The sequence below is a fragment of the Gemella cuniculi DSM 15828 genome, assembly GCF_000425665.1.
Taxonomy (GTDB): domain Bacteria; phylum Bacillota; class Bacilli; order Staphylococcales; family Gemellaceae; genus Gemella; species Gemella cuniculi.
This window is the reverse complement of sequence record NZ_AUDW01000007.1, coordinates 47,985-64,410: the sequence shown is the minus strand read 5'-3', so window position 1 is coordinate 64,410 and position 16,426 is coordinate 47,985. Positions and strand designations below refer to the sequence as shown.

The 16,426-nt window shown below is 31.0% G+C and carries 15 protein-coding genes; 13 read left to right on the top strand and 2 right to left on the bottom strand.

All coding sequences use genetic code 11. The features are described 5' to 3' along the window. Window positions 1-42 precede the first annotated feature (42 nt). A complete protein-coding gene (locus H612_RS0100960; protein WP_027129766.1) occupies window positions 43-2,943 on the top strand; it encodes an NADH-dependent flavin oxidoreductase in 2,901 nt (966 codons plus the stop codon). Between the two features lie 57 nt (window positions 2,944-3,000). On the opposite strand, the gene H612_RS0100955 is transcribed toward H612_RS0100960, so the two are convergent. Continuing rightward, window positions 3,001-3,885, bottom strand: coding sequence for a LysR family transcriptional regulator (locus H612_RS0100955; RefSeq protein WP_027129765.1), 885 nt, complete (start codon window positions 3,883-3,885; stop codon window positions 3,001-3,003). Between the two features lie 126 nt (window positions 3,886-4,011). Here H612_RS0100955 and H612_RS0100950 point away from each other — a divergent pair, with 126 nt between their 5' ends. The 6 genes from H612_RS0100950 to H612_RS0100925 all read left to right on the top strand — a co-directional run bounded on the left by H612_RS0100950 (window position 4,012) and on the right by H612_RS0100925 (window position 10,072). Beyond that, window positions 4,012-4,857 (top strand): sugar phosphate isomerase/epimerase family protein, encoded by an 846-nt coding sequence (locus tag H612_RS0100950; protein WP_027129764.1) that lies wholly within the window; start codon window positions 4,012-4,014, stop codon window positions 4,855-4,857. A gap of 23 nt (window positions 4,858-4,880) precedes the next feature. Then, complete coding sequence (locus H612_RS0100945) at window positions 4,881-5,732, top strand: SDR family NAD(P)-dependent oxidoreductase (protein ID WP_027129763.1); 852 nt, start codon at window positions 4,881-4,883, stop codon at window positions 5,730-5,732. A gap of 100 nt (window positions 5,733-5,832) precedes the next feature. After that, window positions 5,833-7,026 (top strand): MFS transporter, encoded by a 1,194-nt coding sequence (locus H612_RS0100940; RefSeq protein WP_027129762.1) that lies wholly within the window; start codon window positions 5,833-5,835, stop codon window positions 7,024-7,026. Between the two features lie 25 nt (window positions 7,027-7,051). Beyond that, window positions 7,052-7,942 carry a shikimate dehydrogenase gene (locus H612_RS0100935; RefSeq protein ID WP_211223578.1) on the top strand — a complete coding sequence of 297 codons (891 nt, stop codon included), beginning with the start codon at window positions 7,052-7,054 and terminating at the stop codon, window positions 7,940-7,942. Window positions 7,943-8,124: 182 nt separating this feature from the next. Continuing rightward, on the top strand, window positions 8,125-8,877 hold the full coding sequence (aroD, locus tag H612_RS0100930; RefSeq protein ID WP_027129760.1) for a type I 3-dehydroquinate dehydratase: 753 nt from the start codon (window positions 8,125-8,127) through the stop codon (window positions 8,875-8,877). A gap of 10 nt (window positions 8,878-8,887) precedes the next feature. Then, the gene (locus tag H612_RS0100925; protein WP_027129759.1) at window positions 8,888-10,072 is read left to right on the top strand and encodes an MFS transporter; all 1,185 of its coding nucleotides are present in this window, start codon (window positions 8,888-8,890) and stop codon (window positions 10,070-10,072) included. Window positions 10,073-10,251: 179 nt separating this feature from the next. On the opposite strand, the gene tehB is transcribed toward H612_RS0100925, so the two are convergent. Beyond that, a complete protein-coding gene (gene tehB, locus H612_RS0100920; protein WP_027129758.1) occupies window positions 10,252-11,112 on the bottom strand; it encodes an SAM-dependent methyltransferase TehB in 861 nt (286 codons plus the stop codon). Between the two features lie 212 nt (window positions 11,113-11,324). Here tehB and H612_RS0100915 point away from each other — a divergent pair, with 212 nt between their 5' ends. The 6 genes from H612_RS0100915 to H612_RS0100890 all read left to right on the top strand — a co-directional run bounded on the left by H612_RS0100915 (window position 11,325) and on the right by H612_RS0100890 (window position 16,351). Further along, window positions 11,325-11,783 (top strand): low molecular weight protein-tyrosine-phosphatase, encoded by a 459-nt coding sequence (locus H612_RS0100915; protein ID WP_027129757.1) that lies wholly within the window; start codon window positions 11,325-11,327, stop codon window positions 11,781-11,783. Window positions 11,784-11,792: 9 nt separating this feature from the next. Further along, window positions 11,793-12,722, top strand: a complete 930-nt coding sequence (locus H612_RS08890; RefSeq protein ID WP_051210080.1) for an alpha/beta hydrolase family protein — start codon at window positions 11,793-11,795, stop codon at window positions 12,720-12,722. 8 nt (window positions 12,723-12,730) lie between these two features. Beyond that, window positions 12,731-13,249 (top strand): GNAT family N-acetyltransferase, encoded by a 519-nt coding sequence (locus tag H612_RS0100905; protein ID WP_027129756.1) that lies wholly within the window; start codon window positions 12,731-12,733, stop codon window positions 13,247-13,249. A gap of 195 nt (window positions 13,250-13,444) precedes the next feature. Continuing rightward, on the top strand, window positions 13,445-14,185 hold the full coding sequence (locus H612_RS0100900) for a metallophosphoesterase family protein (protein WP_027129755.1): 741 nt from the start codon (window positions 13,445-13,447) through the stop codon (window positions 14,183-14,185). Continuing rightward, window positions 14,182-14,526 carry a DUF6176 family protein gene (locus H612_RS0100895; protein ID WP_027129754.1) on the top strand — a complete coding sequence of 115 codons (345 nt, stop codon included), beginning with the start codon at window positions 14,182-14,184 and terminating at the stop codon, window positions 14,524-14,526. Before H612_RS0100900 ends, H612_RS0100895 begins: the two co-directional genes overlap by 4 nt. Window positions 14,527-15,004: 478 nt before the next feature. Beyond that, window positions 15,005-16,351 (top strand): CAP domain-containing protein, encoded by a 1,347-nt coding sequence (locus H612_RS0100890; RefSeq protein WP_027129753.1) that lies wholly within the window; start codon window positions 15,005-15,007, stop codon window positions 16,349-16,351. The last annotated feature ends 75 nt before the right edge of the window (window positions 16,352-16,426 follow it).

The following is a 16,426-nucleotide window of genomic DNA, read 5'->3' as shown; positions in this document are numbered from 1 at the left end:
TAAATTATTAATAAAATATATCTATAAATAATGGAGGTCGTAATGGTGAAAAAGATTTTTGATGAATTGAAGCTAAAATCTGGTGTAACTTTAAAAAATAGAATTTTTATGGCACCTATGACAACTCAATCGGCATTTTATGATGGTGGCATAACAGAAGAAATTATAAATTATTACAAGCATAGATCTGGTGAAGCTGGTGCAATAGTAGTTGAAAGTTGTTTTGTAGAAAAAGATGGTAGAGGTTTCCCAGGTGCAATTGGAATTGATAATGATGATAAAATTTTTGGTTTAACTAAATTAGCTTCAGCGATAAAAGAGACTGGTTCTAAAGCTTTTGCTCAGTTGTATCATGCAGGAAGAATGGCTTGGCCTGAATATAATGGTGGAGCAGAACCAATTGCACCAAGTCCAGTTCCTGCACTTAGACCAAATGCTCCTGTCCCAAGAGAAATGTCAGAAGAGCAAATTTTAAATATGATACAATTGTTTGCTGATGGGGCGAAACGTGCTATTAAAGCAGGATTTGATGGAGTAGAAATTCATGGTGCTAATACATTCTTAGTTCAACAATTTTTCTCACCACATTCAAATCGTAGAGAAGATAAATGGGGTGGAAATAGAGAAAATCGTTCACGTTTTGCTATCGAGATAGTTAAAGCGATTAAAGAAGTAGTAAAGGAATCAGGAAAAGAAAATTTTGTTATTGGCTATAGATTTTCACCTGAAGAATTAGAAATTCCAGGAATTAGATTTGAAGATACAATGTATTTACTAAATCAACTTGCAGAATATGATTTAGATTATGTTCATTTTTCGATGGGAATTTATACAAGAAGTTCAATAGTAGATACAGATGATCCAGAAGAACTTATTACACAATTTTTGGCAAGAAGAAGTAGTAGATTAGCTGAAATCCCTGTAGTAGGTGTTGGAGGAATTTTGCAAAAAGAAGATGCAGAAGAAGCATTGAAGTTAGGGTATGATATCTTAGCGGTAGGTAAAGGATTTTTAATTGAACCACATTGGGTAAGTGCGATTAAAGAAGGAAAAAAAGTTTCTGACTTTGCTGATAAGAACTTAAGAGAAGAACTTATTATTCCAATGCCGTTATGGGATTTTATGTCATATATGGTTTCAGATCCAGAAGTAGAAAGACAAAAACATGAAAAAATCAAACGCCTTTTAGAAGTTAAGTTAGAGTTTAAGGAAGGAAGTTATGATGTAGAAGCTAAGGGTCATAATAATAGTCTTCCTATGAAAGTTACTTTTTCCAAGGATAGAATAGAAAAAATTGAAGTTGATAATAGTGAAGAATCGGAAGGATTATCAGAACAGGTATTTGAAAGATTACCGAAACAAATTATTGAGGGACAAACACTTAATGTAGATGCTATTTCAGGCGCTTCAAGTTCAAGTCAAGGGCTTATTGATGGGGTTGCGGAAGCTGTAAAACTTGCGGGTGCAGACCCAGAAGTATTATTTGTAAGACCAAAACCAGTTGTAAAATGGATTAAAGAAGTAGTTGAAGAAGAGACAGATGTTGTTATAGTCGGTGGAGGTGCTGCAGGAATTTCTTCAGCGCTTCGCGCAGATGAACTTGGATTAAGAGTTACTTTGATTGAAAAACAAGCCTTCATTGGTGGGGCAATATCTATTAGTGGAGGTAACCAGGTTGTTTTGGGCTCTAAACTTCAAAAACAATTAGGTGTTGAAGACGATACTCCAGAACTTATGTATGAAGATTTTATGAAAAATGGAAATGGGAAAAATGTTCCAGAGTTATTAAATCTATTGGCTCATAATGTTGGAGAAACTACAGATTGGTTGACTGATTATGTAGGTGTAGAATATGATGTAAACGAAGGATTACATGTTCTTGCTGAGTATAGAAAAGATAGAGAATTAGCGTATAACCATGGTGGGCATGGATTTGCTGGAGCAGCAAGAGAGAAAATTACTAATAGTAATGTTAAAGTTTTAATGCAAACTAAAGCTAAAGAATTGTTGCAAGATGAAGATGGAAATGTGGTTGGATTAGTTGCTCGTGAAGAGACTGGTAGAAAACATATTATTCGTGCAAAATCAGTAATACTTACAACTGGTGGTTATGGTAATAATAAACAATTATTGAGTAAAGAATTAGGAAAAGTATTGTTTTATGGAACTAAATCTTCTAATGGAGAAGGTCTTGTGATGGCCACTAAAGAGGGTGTAGATGCAGCTACTCGTATGATGGAGTACGGAAAAATATATCCAAACGGTATTGAGGTTTCGAATGGTTATGCGAAATCAACTATAGGTGGAAATATTGCAGTTCTTCGTGAAAATGGACTGTTAGTAAATAAATCAGGTCGTCGTGTAGTAAATGAAAGAGCAAGTAATCATGATATATTAGATGTGCTGATGAAAGAAGAAGATCAGACTTTGTATATTCTTTTAGATAAAGAACATTTTGATATATTTAGAGAAGCAGTAGCAGAAGGTGGTATTTCTGGTCAAGATATTGATCGTTGGCTAGAAAATAATGGAGAAAAAACACCACATTTCTTCCATGCACAAACTCTAGAAGAATTAGCTAAGGTTGCTAATATGGAAGAAAATAGTCTTAAGAATACAGTAGAAAGATTTAATGGTTTTGTTAAAGCTGGTGTTGATGAAGACTTCAATCGTGAAAACAGATTCTTACAGAAAGAAGTAGGAAGCGGACCGTATTACTTAGTTGAACAAAAACCGAGATTTGCAACAACTATGGGTGGATTAGTGGTTAATGAAAACTTAGAAGTTGTTAATAAAAAAGGAAATACAATTAATGGTCTATATGCTGCTGGGGAAGTAGTAGGTGGAGTTATGGGAACTGACTCACCATCTGGAGCAAATAATGCATGGGCATTAACTTCAGGAAAACTTGCAGCGGAATCAATTGAGAAAAAATATAATTAAATAGCAAATATAAAAAGTTAGGATGTGGATATTTATCCACTCCTAACAAAAATAAAATTATTTATTAAAATAATCTGTACAGAAATTTTTAAATCGAAGTACAGTAGGAGTAGTAAAACCATCACTCCTAGTTGCAAGATAAAGCCATCTAGGTTCATGTTTATCAAGAATTTCTAAAACTTTTACTGGATAAGAATTCAAACTTCTTATTTTAGGCATAATAGTAATTCCATGATTTTGAGAAACAAAACCTAAAAGTGTATGATCTTCATTGGCCTCAATAGTGATATTTGGGCTGAAATCTAGAGTACGCATTAGATTATCAAGATAAGGACGTAAACCGCTGTTTTTATCAAAATAAACATAAGGATAATTAGCAGTTTCTTTCAAATAAACGCCGTCTTTTTCGGCAAGTGGATGATTTTTAGGAACTACTAAATAAATATTTTGTTGTAGTAGTTTTTCGAAATTGACATTGTCTGCATCTTTTACAAAAGATGTAATAGCAATATCAATATCTTCATCATTAAGTTTTTGAAGAAGTTGGAAAGAGTTTCCTTGTGAAAAAGAGAATTTAATATTTTTATTTTCCTCTTTTTCTAAGAATGTTCTAGTAAGCATAGGGGCTATTTCAGAACCTATGGTATAGATGAAACCAAAGTTTATTGTTCCAGAATTAGGATTGACTTCTTCTTGAATTATAGTTGTGGCTTGCTTTAATTTTGTTAAAGCACTAGAGGCGTGTTCATAAAATATATGACCGTATTTCGTTAATTTTATATTACGGCCAGATTTTTTAAAAAGTGGAACACCAAGTTCTTTTTCAAGTTCTGATATGGTGTAACTAAGATTTGGTTGTGAAGTTTTTAGTTTTTTAGCAGTCTGAGTCATATGTTCAGTTTCTGCTAAAAGAACAAAAGCTTCAAGTTGAGATATATTCATATAAAACTCCTTTAAAAAATTAATAAATATATTTTATCATTAATTAAATAAAAATTCACTAAATTTATAAAAAAAATAAAAAATAATTATACAAATAATAAAATTATGCTCAAGGGGGATATAAAAATGAGTAAACAATCACCAATAACAATAAGTTCATGGACACTAGGAGATGTATGTAAGTTTGAAGATCGTGTAAAAGCAGCAAAAGATGCTGGTTTTGAAGGGATAGGTTTAAGAGCAGAAACTTATGTTGATGCTTTAGCAGAAGGGTTACATGATGAGGATATTTTAAATATTTTAAAAAAATATGATATAAAAGTAACAGAGGTTGAATATATAGTACAGTGGGCAGAAAATCATCGTTCATATGAACAAAAATATAAAGAACAAATGTGTTTTCATATGTGTAAATTATTTGGAGTAAATCATATTAACGTCGGATTAATGGAAAATTATTCTGTAGAACATACAGCACGAAAATTAAAAGAACTTTGTCATAGATCATATCCATACGTAATAGGTGTAGAACCAATGCCATACAGTGGTATACCTAATTTTGACAAAGCATATGCGGTAGTAAAAGAATCTGGCGCGGAGAATGCGGCTATTATTTTAGACTCTTGGCATTGGGTAAGAGCAGATCAAGAATATAGAACGTTAACAAAAGAAGAAGCGGAAAAAGTAATTTCTATTCAAATAAATGATGCGTATGAGCGTCCTTATGCGAAATCAATTTTACGTGATGAGAGTATGCATGATAGATTAGCACCAGGAACTGGTGCTAAAGATACGGTAGGTTTTGTTAAAATGATCAAAGAATCAGGTATCACGCCAAAAGTAATAGGAGTAGAGGTGATTTCAGATAATATTTTAGCAAAAGGATTAGAAGAAGCATCTAAATACAATTTTGAACATACCGCAAAAGTATTAAAAGAGGCGTGGAAAGAACAACTTCCAGAAAATAAATAAAAATAAGCAAAGGGGAAATATAAATGGATAAATGGTTAGGATTAGAAGGTAAAGTAGCAGTTGTAACTGGTGCAGTAGGAGGCATGGGCAGAACTATTTGCGAAGAATTGGCAAAACAAAATGCTAAAATCGTACTATTAGACCTGTTTAAAGATAAAGCTGACGAATATGCAAAATATTTGGAAGACACTTATAGTGTAGAAACATTAAGTTTAGCAGTAAATACTACTAAAGAAGAAACGGTAGATAAGGCGGTGAAAGCTGTAAAAGAAAAATTTGGTAGAGTGGATATTTTAGTAAATACAGCGGCAATGCTTAGAGCATGTCCATTAGAAGATCTTCCGTTAGATGAATGGAGACAAACTATTGATGTTAATTTAACTGGATATTTCTTAGTATCGCAACGTTTTGGACGTGTTATGATTGAACAAAAATATGGAAATATGGTCCATATTTCTACAATAGCGTCAGTATTTCCAGAAACTTATAGTGCAGCATACAGTCCAAGTAAAGCAGGAGTAAACATGTTATCAAGGCAAATTGCAGCAGAGTGGGGAGTGTTTGGAGTTCGTAGTAATTGTATTCAGCCATGTTTTGTTAAAACGCCACTATCAGAGTCGTTTTATGCAGATCCAAAAGTAGAACAAGGAAGAAAAGCATTGACAGCCAACAAACGTATTGGTAACACTTTTGATATTGCAAATGCTGTTCTTTATTTAGCGAGTGATCGTTCTAATTATACAAATGGACATGAGTTAAGAGTTGAAGGTGGATTTGGAATTATGATGGGTGATCAAACGCCAAAACCTGGTGGACGTCGTGAGTTTGCAATAAAAGAACACGAAGCATACCTAAAAAGAATAAGTGAAAAATAGGTCATGTTTGTACGAGATGGATAAGTGGTAATAAGCTAATAAAATTAGAACAACACTTATCTATCTATAATGTAGTTAAAAAATTTATGGAGAATAGTGTATGGAGAATAAAAATAGAAACTATCTTCCACTTATTGTTTTTTTACTAATAAATTATATTTTCCAAGGAATGGATCAAATAATAATTTCTCAAAATATGTCAACATTTGAAGAGTTTTGGGGAGTTGAAGCTAGTAAAGTTGCTTTAGTAATAAGTGCATTGGGTGTAGGTAGAATTATTAGTATAAATTATGCAGGATATTTTTCAGATAAATATGGTAGGAAAAAAGGAATTTACATAGGTTTAACTTGTTATTTGATTTTTTACATAGGATTGTTACTATTTCCAAGTTATATAGCTGCATTTATCTTAACGATGATAGCAGGAATAGGAAATGCATTTTTAGATACAGCAACCTACCCAGCTATATCAGATGCATATAAAGAAGAAAGTAGCACATTTAACGTCTTTGTTAAAGCGGGTATCTCAGGTGGACAATTCATACTACCATTGATGACACAATTCGTTTTACTAAGAGATTTATATTTTGGATGGCCGTTTATAATTATTTCTATATTTATAATATTTAATTTTGTGGTAATTTCCAGAATGAAGTTTCCGCCAATGTATAAAGAGGAAGAAAAAAAGGTAGAACTTCCAAAATTAAAATCTAAAATAGGTATTGAGGGAGCGGCATTACTAGCTTTTTCATTCATATCAGCTTCGTTATTTAATATTTTTATTATATGGATACCAACATTTGCTCAACAAACTATAAATATTGGAAAAACTCAAAGTTTGACATTCGTAACCATTTATAGTGTGTGTTCAATAGTTTCGGTATTTGTAACATCATTTATGGTGAAAAAAGGGCTAAATGTGCCAGCGTATATAGCGTTTTGTTGTATAATCACAGCACTTTCTCAAATTAATATGTTAGTAAATACATCTCTAACTTCTATAACTATAGTTAGTTTAGTGGTTGGATTTTTCGCAGCGGGAGGAATATGGCAATTAGGAGTATCGCTTCTATTAAACTTTTTCCCAGAGAAAAAAGGAAAGTTCACCGGAATGTACTCACTATCTACATCTATTTCATTGATGGTAACACCATATTTAACAGGATTAATTGCAGAAAAATCAATAAAATCTGTATTTGCGTATAATATGGTCTTAGGGTTTATAGGAGCAATTTTATTATTAGTAGTATTGTATCGTTATAATAAAGTATTAAAACCATTAAAAAATAATTAAGATAAAAAGAAAGAGGTAAGGAAAAATGACAAAAATTACAGAACGTTTAACAGGACATACATTATTAATTAGCTTAATAGCTACACCAATTAGACACAGCATGTCTCCAACAATGCATAATGAAAGTTTCAAAAAACTTGGGTTAGACTATGCATACTTAGCATTTGAAGTAGGAAATGAAGAATTAGCAGATGCTGTTCAAGGAATTCGTGCTTTAGGTATCCGTGGTTCTAACGTATCAATGCCAAATAAACAAGCTATCTTACCATTATTGGATGAACTTTCTCCAGCAGCAAGATTAGTAGGTGCAGTTAACACTGTAGTAAACAAAGATGGGAAAGGACATTTAGTAGGACATGTTACTGATGGAACTGGGGCTGTTCGTGCTTTAGCAGAAGAAGGTGTGGATATTAAAGGACAAGTTATTACATTAACAGGTTGTGGTGGTGCTGGAACAGCTATTGCTATTCAGGCTGCATTGGATGGTGCAAAAGAAATTCGTATTTTCAATATAAATGATGCAGCTTATAAAAATGGAGAGCAGACAGTCAAAAAAATTAATGAAAATACAGATTGTATTGCTACATTAACTGATTTAGAAAATCAAGATGCGTTCAAAAAATCTATTGCAGAAAGTAGCATTTATATTGACGCAACAGGAGTAGGTATGAAGCCTTTAGAAAAAGAAAAATTAATTAACGATCCTGAGGTTATTCGTCCAGACTTAGTTGTATTTGATGTGGTTTATGCTCCAAGAGAAACAGAACTATTAAAATTTGCTAAAGCACATGGAGCGAAAAAAGCAATTAATGGATTAGGCATGATGATTTATCAAGGAGCAGAAGCATTTAAGTTGTTTACTGGAGAAGATATGCCAGTAGACCATGTTAAAAGTGTATTGTTTGATGAAGAGTAATAATTAGAAATGAGAAGAAAAGTTTTTTGGTTAGTACTTTAGAAATGAAATAAAAGCTTTTCTTCTATGTTTTATGATTTAATATGGGGAAAATAGTAATTTAAATTAGTTTTAAGCATATAGCAAATAAGAGTAATATTAAGATTTTTCTTAATATAAGGAAAAACATAAGGAGAAATTTTATGGCAAAGCTAGTAGTAGATAATGTTGTTTTTGGAGAAGGGCGTCCTAAAATAATAGTTCCTATTGTTGGAGTAGATGAAAACGAAATATTAGAAATTGCAAATGATATTAAAGAAATAGACTATGATTTGGTAGAATGGAGAATAGATTTTTTTAATAAGGTAGAGAGACTAGGAGAAGTTTCCAGAGTTTCAAAAAAAATAAAAGAGATAATCAAAAGACCACTTTTAGTGACATTTAGAACAAAAAAAGAAGGTGGAGTTCTAGAATTAGAAGATGATAAGTATTTTGAAATTTATCATGAAATTATAGAAAATGGTGATGTAGATTTATTAGATGTTGAATTATTTATGGATGCAGATGCTGTTTCTAAATTAGTAAAAGCTGCACACAAAAGAAATGTGAAAATTGTTATGTGTAACCATGACTTTGATGCAACACCAGGACGTGATGAAATAATAAGACGCTTGATGTTGATGGAAGAAAAAGGTGCAGATATTTGTAAAATAGCTGTAATGCCAAATAGTAATGAAGATGTGTTGACTTTATTAGATGCTACAAGAATAGCAAAAGAGAAAATAAATAAACCATTGATTACTATGTCAATGGGAGCGTTAGGGATGATTAGTCGTGTATCAGGGGAAGTATTTGGTTCAACAGCAACATTTGGAGCTGCCAAAAAATCTTCAGCACCTGGTCAAGTTCCAGTAGCAGAACTCAGAAAAATTTTAGAAATATTAAAATTAGGTTAGGAGAAAAAATATGGTACAAAAAGCAAAAAATCCATTTATACTTACAGCTTTAGCGTTGTATTTTACGTATTTTATTCATGGTATTGGGGTATCAATACTAGCACAATATAAAAGTGATTTAGTAGCAGCATGGGGTGAAACGAATTTAGGCTTAGTTATTCGTGTTAGTGCTGCACTTGGTCTAGGAAGACTTATTTCGTTACCATTTTCTGGAGCAATATCGGACAAATTTGGACGTAAAACATCAGGACTTATTGGTATAGCGTTTTATGTTTTGTATTTTGTTGGAGTAGCTAGCTCAGGATCTATGTGGGTGGCATATGGTTTTGCCATTATGGGTGGTATTGCTAACTCATTTTTAGATACTTGTGTAACACCTTCATGTTTAGAGATTTTCAAAGAAAAAGGTGCAGTTGCTAACATGTTTACAAAATTCTCAATTTCTATTGGGCAACTTGTCTTACCATTTTGCATAGGTATAGTTTCAGGAATGAATCTTCCTTATACAACATTGTTTTATTTAGCAGGAATTTTAATTGCACTTGATGGATTATTAATTATTTTCTTAAAATTCCCTAAATTAAATGCAGATGTTTCAGCAACAAAAGCACAAGAGACAAAAATGAAATTTGATGCAACAGCTATTTCTTTAATTCTGATTGGATTAACTTGTACAGCAACTTTCCAATTATGGTTAAACTGTAACCAAGAATTAGGAAAAATGTATGGTCTGGAAAATCCACGTATGATACAAACAATGTATGCAGCAGGAACAATTTGTGCAGTATTATTCACTGCATTAGTAGTTCTAAAAAAATTAAAACCCGTTGATGTACTGGTTCTTTATCCAACAATTTCATTTGTAATGTTAGTATTAACTTATTTTATTAAAACACCATCAATTTGTTTGATTGCAGGATTTGTTATTGGATATGCTGGAGCAGGAGGAGTTCTTCAACTTGCGGTTTCGACTGCTAATGAGTTATTCCCAACTAATAAAGGGAAAATTACGTCTATTGTTATGATAGCATCAAGTGTTGCTAATTATGTGATTTTAGAAATTGCAGGATATATCACAAAAGCTAGTCCAGCTAATGGACCAGTAAATATCGTATTGTTTAATGCCGGTATTACTTTATTAGGTGTACTACTTGCCTTATATGTAAGAAGACAATTTAAATTAAAAGTAGCATAAGAAGAAAAATAAAAGACGCAATTATTTGGCTATATTATCTACTGTTATCAAAAAATTGCATTGCGTATTTAAATAAATAAAAAATAAAAATGCATAAGAGTGTAAAACATATTATGTTTTGCTCTATGCATTTTTATTTTATAGATTGAAAATTAGATTAATATTTTTTTAGTTTGGAGTTATATTTTTTTAGCTAGTAGTGTGACGAAACGAGGTGTATATTTTTCATTATCATCTACTTTGCTCAATGAGTCTAGTTCTTCTTTATATATTACAACATCCCAACCTTTATAATAATTTTTCAGTTCATTTTCAATAAAGGTAAATGGAAATGGAATTTGTGATAATTTATCATTAGGCATTGACATAGCACTTACAATCAGATTATAACCACCAATATTTGTTTGCTCTTGTATATTGTGAATAATACTTGTAATACGAGTTGGATTCAAAAACATAAATACATCTGTTGAAAAAATGAAATCATAGGTATTGCGAATATTTGCTTCATTAATATCATGTTTAAACACACTAAGATTTAATTTTTCTTCAAGCGAGATATTTGCTAAATATTGCAAAAACTGTGCATTGTTATCAACTGCTGTAACATTAAAACCGAGTGTAGATAAATAAAGAGCATTTTTTCCTTGACCAGCTCCAAGATCTAGAGTCTTACATGGAGAAATAAAATTCATCGCCTTAACTATTTCAGGATGAGCAGGATTTAAATCATATTTATTAGAAAAATAATCTTTAACCTCGCAATAAAATTCAAAGAAAAAGTTTAAATCCGTAGTCAGGGGAATAATTCTAAAAAAACTATTTGGTTGAATAAAGAATTCATTATCTTTTTTACTAAAAGTATGATCTTTAATAGATTCTCCAGTTTCAGTAAGAAAGACAATTTTTAATTTTCCCTTTAATATTATTAATTTAGACCAAACTCCTGTCTTAGTACTATATTTTTCTCTAAACTCTTTTGGTAGAGAAAGAGCAGTCCAATTAGGAGTGCGTTTAAAACATACTAAGTTATTTTCCATAAAATTCTCCTTCAATATAAAGTCAACTATATTATATCATGATAGTTAATAAAATAAAAATAAAATCTAAATAATTATAGTAAGATTAATTAATTACTAAGGAATTTAGTTTTGTGTAATAAACAAAGTTAGAACCAATCTTTTAATTTTTAATATTTCCAACTATAAATAAGCTGTGGTATAATTTTAAGATAAGTAAGAGAGGTGGAAAAATGGTAAAAGTATTATTTGTATGTTTAGGAAATATTTGTCGTTCTCCAATGGCAGAAGCAGTATTTCGTAATATGGTAGAACAAGAAGGTTTGTCTGATAAAATATTAATCGATTCTGCAGCAACAAGTTCTTGGGAACATGGGAATCCAGTTCATTCTGGGACGAGAAAACAACTAGCGAAAGTTGGAATAGATGTAGAAGGAATGTATTCGCGAGTACTAAATGATAATGACTTAACTTTTGATTACATAGTAGGAATGGATAATAGTAATATTGAAAATATCAAAAATTTTGTGAACAATAGGAAGTCGGGAGAAATAAAAAAACTTCTTGAGTATGCAGGAGAGAATAGAATTATTGATGATCCTTGGTATACTAGGGATTTTGAAAAAACTTATAATGATGTTATCAAAGGGTGTATAGCATTGTTGGAAAAAATAAAAAAGGAAAATTTGTAGGAGATTTAAATGAATAAAAAAGGATTGGCATTGATTTTAGGTAGTAGCATCTTAGTCTTAGGAGTAAGTGCTTTGTCAATAACGGGAGTATTAAATAAAGGTAAAACAGAACAAACTTTATCACAAAATAATGATTTGATAGAAAGTAGTTCGACTGATACGAGCAGTCTTGATATTGGTAATATTGTAAAAGAAGAATTGTATTCAGAAGGTAATGGAAGAAGAATTTATGGATACATAACAGCTCCTAAAAATTATAAAGAAAATAAATTGCCAACCATAATTATTTCTCATGGATTTGGAGGGCTTGCAGAACGTGGTGATTATTACGCTCAAAATTTAGCTAAGGAAGGATACGTTGTTTATTCATTTGATTTTATGGGTGGTAATAGAAATAGTAGAAGTGGAAATAATACTCTAGCTATGTCTGTCTTTACGGAAATGGATGATTTGGATGTTGTTGTAAAAAATTTACAAGAACAAATTTTTGTAGATAAAAATAATATATTTTTATTAGGTCAAAGTCAGGGTGGTGTAGTTTCTACTATGGAAGGAGCAAAATTAAAAGATGAAATCAAGGGTTTAATACTTGTTTTTCCAGCCTTTGTACTTTTTGATGATGCACGTGATGTATTTAAATCAGTGGCGGAAATTCCAGAAGTGTATAACCATAGGGGAAACAATGTAGGACGAGTGTATTTTGAAAAATCTTTAGACTATGATATCTTTAAAGATATGAAAGATTACAAAGGAAAGGTTCTTATCGTTCATGGAACAAATGATAATATAGCTCCAATTTCTTACTCAAGAAGAGCTATTGAAACTTTCTCTAATGCAACATTAAAGGAAATTTTAGGAGCAGGTCATGGATTTAATACAAGGCAACAGGAGGAAACTCAAAAATATATTAATGAGTTTTTAAAAGAAAGTATAAGATAGGTAAAATTATGATAGAAATAAGAGATGTAAATTTAGAAGATGCAGGAAAAATAGTTGAAATTTATCGACCATATGTAGAAACTACGGCGATAACTTTTGATTACGAAACTCCAAACGTTATGGAGTTTGAAGAGAAGATTAGTAAAACTTTACAAAAATATCCATTTCTAGTAGCCATAGAAGATAATAAAATTTTGGGTTATGCATATGCAGGAGAATTTTACTCTAAAATAGCATATTCATGGACTGCGGAAATTACAATTTATTTGGATGAAAATAAACGAGGACGAGGAATAGGAGATATCCTTTACAACGAATTGGAGAAAAGATTGTACGAAAGAGGAATATGTCGTTTAGCATCATGTATAGCATATCCAGATGAAGGAAGTGTTTCTTTTCATGAAAAACATGGTTTTAGAAAAGTAGCCCATTTTGAAAAAGTAGGATATAAGTTCAGTCGTTGGTATGATGTGGTTTGGTATCAAAAAGATATAAATGAGAAGGAAAGTGCTGACCCAAAAGTCTAAAATTTCAAGAAATTTATTGAAAATATAATAAGGCGCAGTGGTTTATTGATTTCGAGGTATGCTTAGCAGAAGCTTTTTCGAAATCTAATAAACTATGCGGGAGCGACTTGATAAAATCGATTTCTACGAAATCACGATTTTTGAGTCACTCCCAAGAAGAAAATTTATATAATTAAAAAATAAGCAGGTGTTTAGATGAGGAAAATAGTTATTTCAGATATCCATGGAAGTTTTTATACAATGAAGAAATTACTTGAAGAAGTGAAGTTTAATCCTAGCGAAGATAAACTTATATGTCTTGGAGATATGTGTGATAGAGGGAAGAATACTAAATTGGTGTGGGAGTATTTTTATAATCTACAAAAAAATTATAGCGGGCATGTTGTTCTTTTGGGGAATCATGAAGACATGTTTAATCTGGCAATGAAAGAAGCATTGTACAATGAATATGATAATCGCAGACAAAATCATTATTTTAGAAATGGAGGGCTAACAACGCTTAAATCTTTTTATCCAGATGCAACAGAAGAAACTAGACGTTATTATTTCAAAAAAATGGCAAAGGAATATAAAGAAATAAGAATGTGGGTAAAAAAATTACAGACTAGGTATGAAAGTCAGGATTTTTATTTTGTTCATGCTGGTGTAGATTTTGAAAAAAATTTTTGGAATCAAACACATAGAGATATGATTTGGATAAGAGAACCATATTTAAGTAGTACAAAAAAATATAGCAAGAAAATTTTTCATGGTCATACACCTGTCAAAGAAGTTCCGCATTATGATATAAAAGAAAATAGAATTAATATTGATGGTGGTTGTGTATATGATGGGAAATTAAACATAGTTGTAATAGATGGAGACAGTAATATAGAAATAAAACAAAGTAGAATATTAGAAAAAGATATTTATAAAGAATTGGAGGAAAAAAGATGATAGTTGAACTAACAAGGTTTAGAGTAAAAGACGGTATGAGTGAAATGGTGGATGAATGGCTTGAATTCTTAAATAATAATATGAAGGACGTTTTATTAACGCTAGATAGAGAAAAAATGTATGTAGAAACTATTTTTAGAGAAGTGCTAGATGGACATGAGTATTTATATTGGTATTCAGTTCAAGGAGAGAATGGACAAGATGTTGAGACTTCAGAACATGAGGTTGATAGAAAACATTTAAAATATTGGGAAAAGTGTATTGATAAGAGTTTTGGTTCAAAAGATTTGACTACAGAAGTTGTGATGATTTCAAAAAAAATGATGGAAGCAATGGATTAGACTTCTGAAATGTAAAAAATTGAAGAGTTGTCATTAGTAAATAATAATTTAAGTACTAAATAAAAAAATTAAAAATAATAAAAAATTTATGCATTTGAAACAAATGTGAAATTTGATATTTAAAAATAAAAAAAGAGCCGAGAATATTTCGTCTCGGCCTTTTATAGAAAATGAAAGTTTATGAAGTTTATAACTATCTACTAGTTATGACTATATTATAAGCATTGAACCTTAAATATAATTAAAATTGAACTTAAAAAATGAATTTATAATTTTAAAGGGTAAAATTGTTTTTTGGGAGTGGATAAGTGTAGTTAATTTTATCTTATAATGGTAAAAAGTATATAGAATTATATTTCAGATTTATTACAAAATTTAATTTTTATTACAAAGTAGTGACTACTATTGAATTATATTCAAACTATATTTATAATTAAGAGGACAATAATTTCGAAAATAAAAATAAGGAGAATACAGAATGAAAAAGAGTAGTTTGAAAGTAACTGGAAAAGTATTGACCGGACTAGTGTTATTAACTGGAGTAGGTGCTATTCCAACCAACGCAGTAGAGGTTAAGAATCCTGCAGTAGACATTAATGTAAAAAATGTTAAAGCTAGTGTTTATGAAAAAAATGGTCATTATTATGCTAAACTTGTTGCAGATAAAGAGGTGGCAAATGTTGTAGCAAGGGTGACAGTAGATAATAAATCAGAATTTATAATAAAAAAAGATATTGTTAAAGCTGGTGAAGTAGTAGAGTATGAGCTAAATATTAAAGCAGAAATTCCTACGAAAAAGTTACCACATACAGCCGTGAAAAAGGAAACTGTAAAAGAAACTAGTATGGTTGGTGGACATAAATTTAATATTACAGTTACTTATGAGGTAGCAACTCCTGAAGTAAAAGAGCTACAAAAAGAAAAATCTAAAGAAAATGGTGTTAAAGAAACTCAAAAACAAGAAACACCAAAACCAAAACAAGCACCAACAGAAGAGAAAAAGGCTACATCTACTGAGTCAAAAGAACAAGTACAAAGTGATAAAAAGGAAACTACAGTGCAAGTAGAGAAAAAATCTGAGGTTAAAGCAGAAGTTAAACCAACTCCTGTAGTAAAACCAGCAGAAACTCCAGTAGGAAGAACGACATTTCTTAAAGTTCCTGCAATGATAACACGATCAACTAAAGCACCAACTATTATGGATAATAAGGTAGCATCAGCTGGTGTACAAAGATTAGAGACGACAACTGAATCTAAAAAAGTAGCGACAACGCAGCAGGTGTCAACAAAAGTTCAAAAATCAACAATAACAAAACCGCTGACTGGAACAAGAGAAGAGCAAATAAGACAAGCATTTTTAAATAAAGTTAATCAACTTCGTATTGCAAATAAATTAACACCATTACGTGAAAATGCTGCTTTAAATGCTTCGACTAAAGCTAGAGCAAATACTGTTATTAAAAGTCCATTAACTGCTAGTGTTCATGGGAAAGGTGGATCATTAGAGAAAGCAGCAGCTGCAAGAGCAGGGTATCCAGGAGCACAACATATTTTATATAACGTAGCAGTTAATACTAATAGTGGAACTCCTGATCAAGTTGCACAAAGATTAATAGATGCATTGTATTTTGAAATTAACAATGTTACAACTGCTTTTCCATATGGACATAGAAATACATTGTTAGATCCAAGTGCGACGGAAGTTGGAGTAGGGGTAACAATAGTAGGGAATAGAGTTTCTATAGTTCAGCACCAAAATCACAGTGGAGCATTTCAAGGGAAAAAACCAATTCCGTCAGTTTATTTAGATGGGAAAAGACATTAATAAGTAAATTTTAATAAAAAAGTTAGCATATATGGATTTATGCTAACTTTTTTTCATATATATAAATTAATAAAT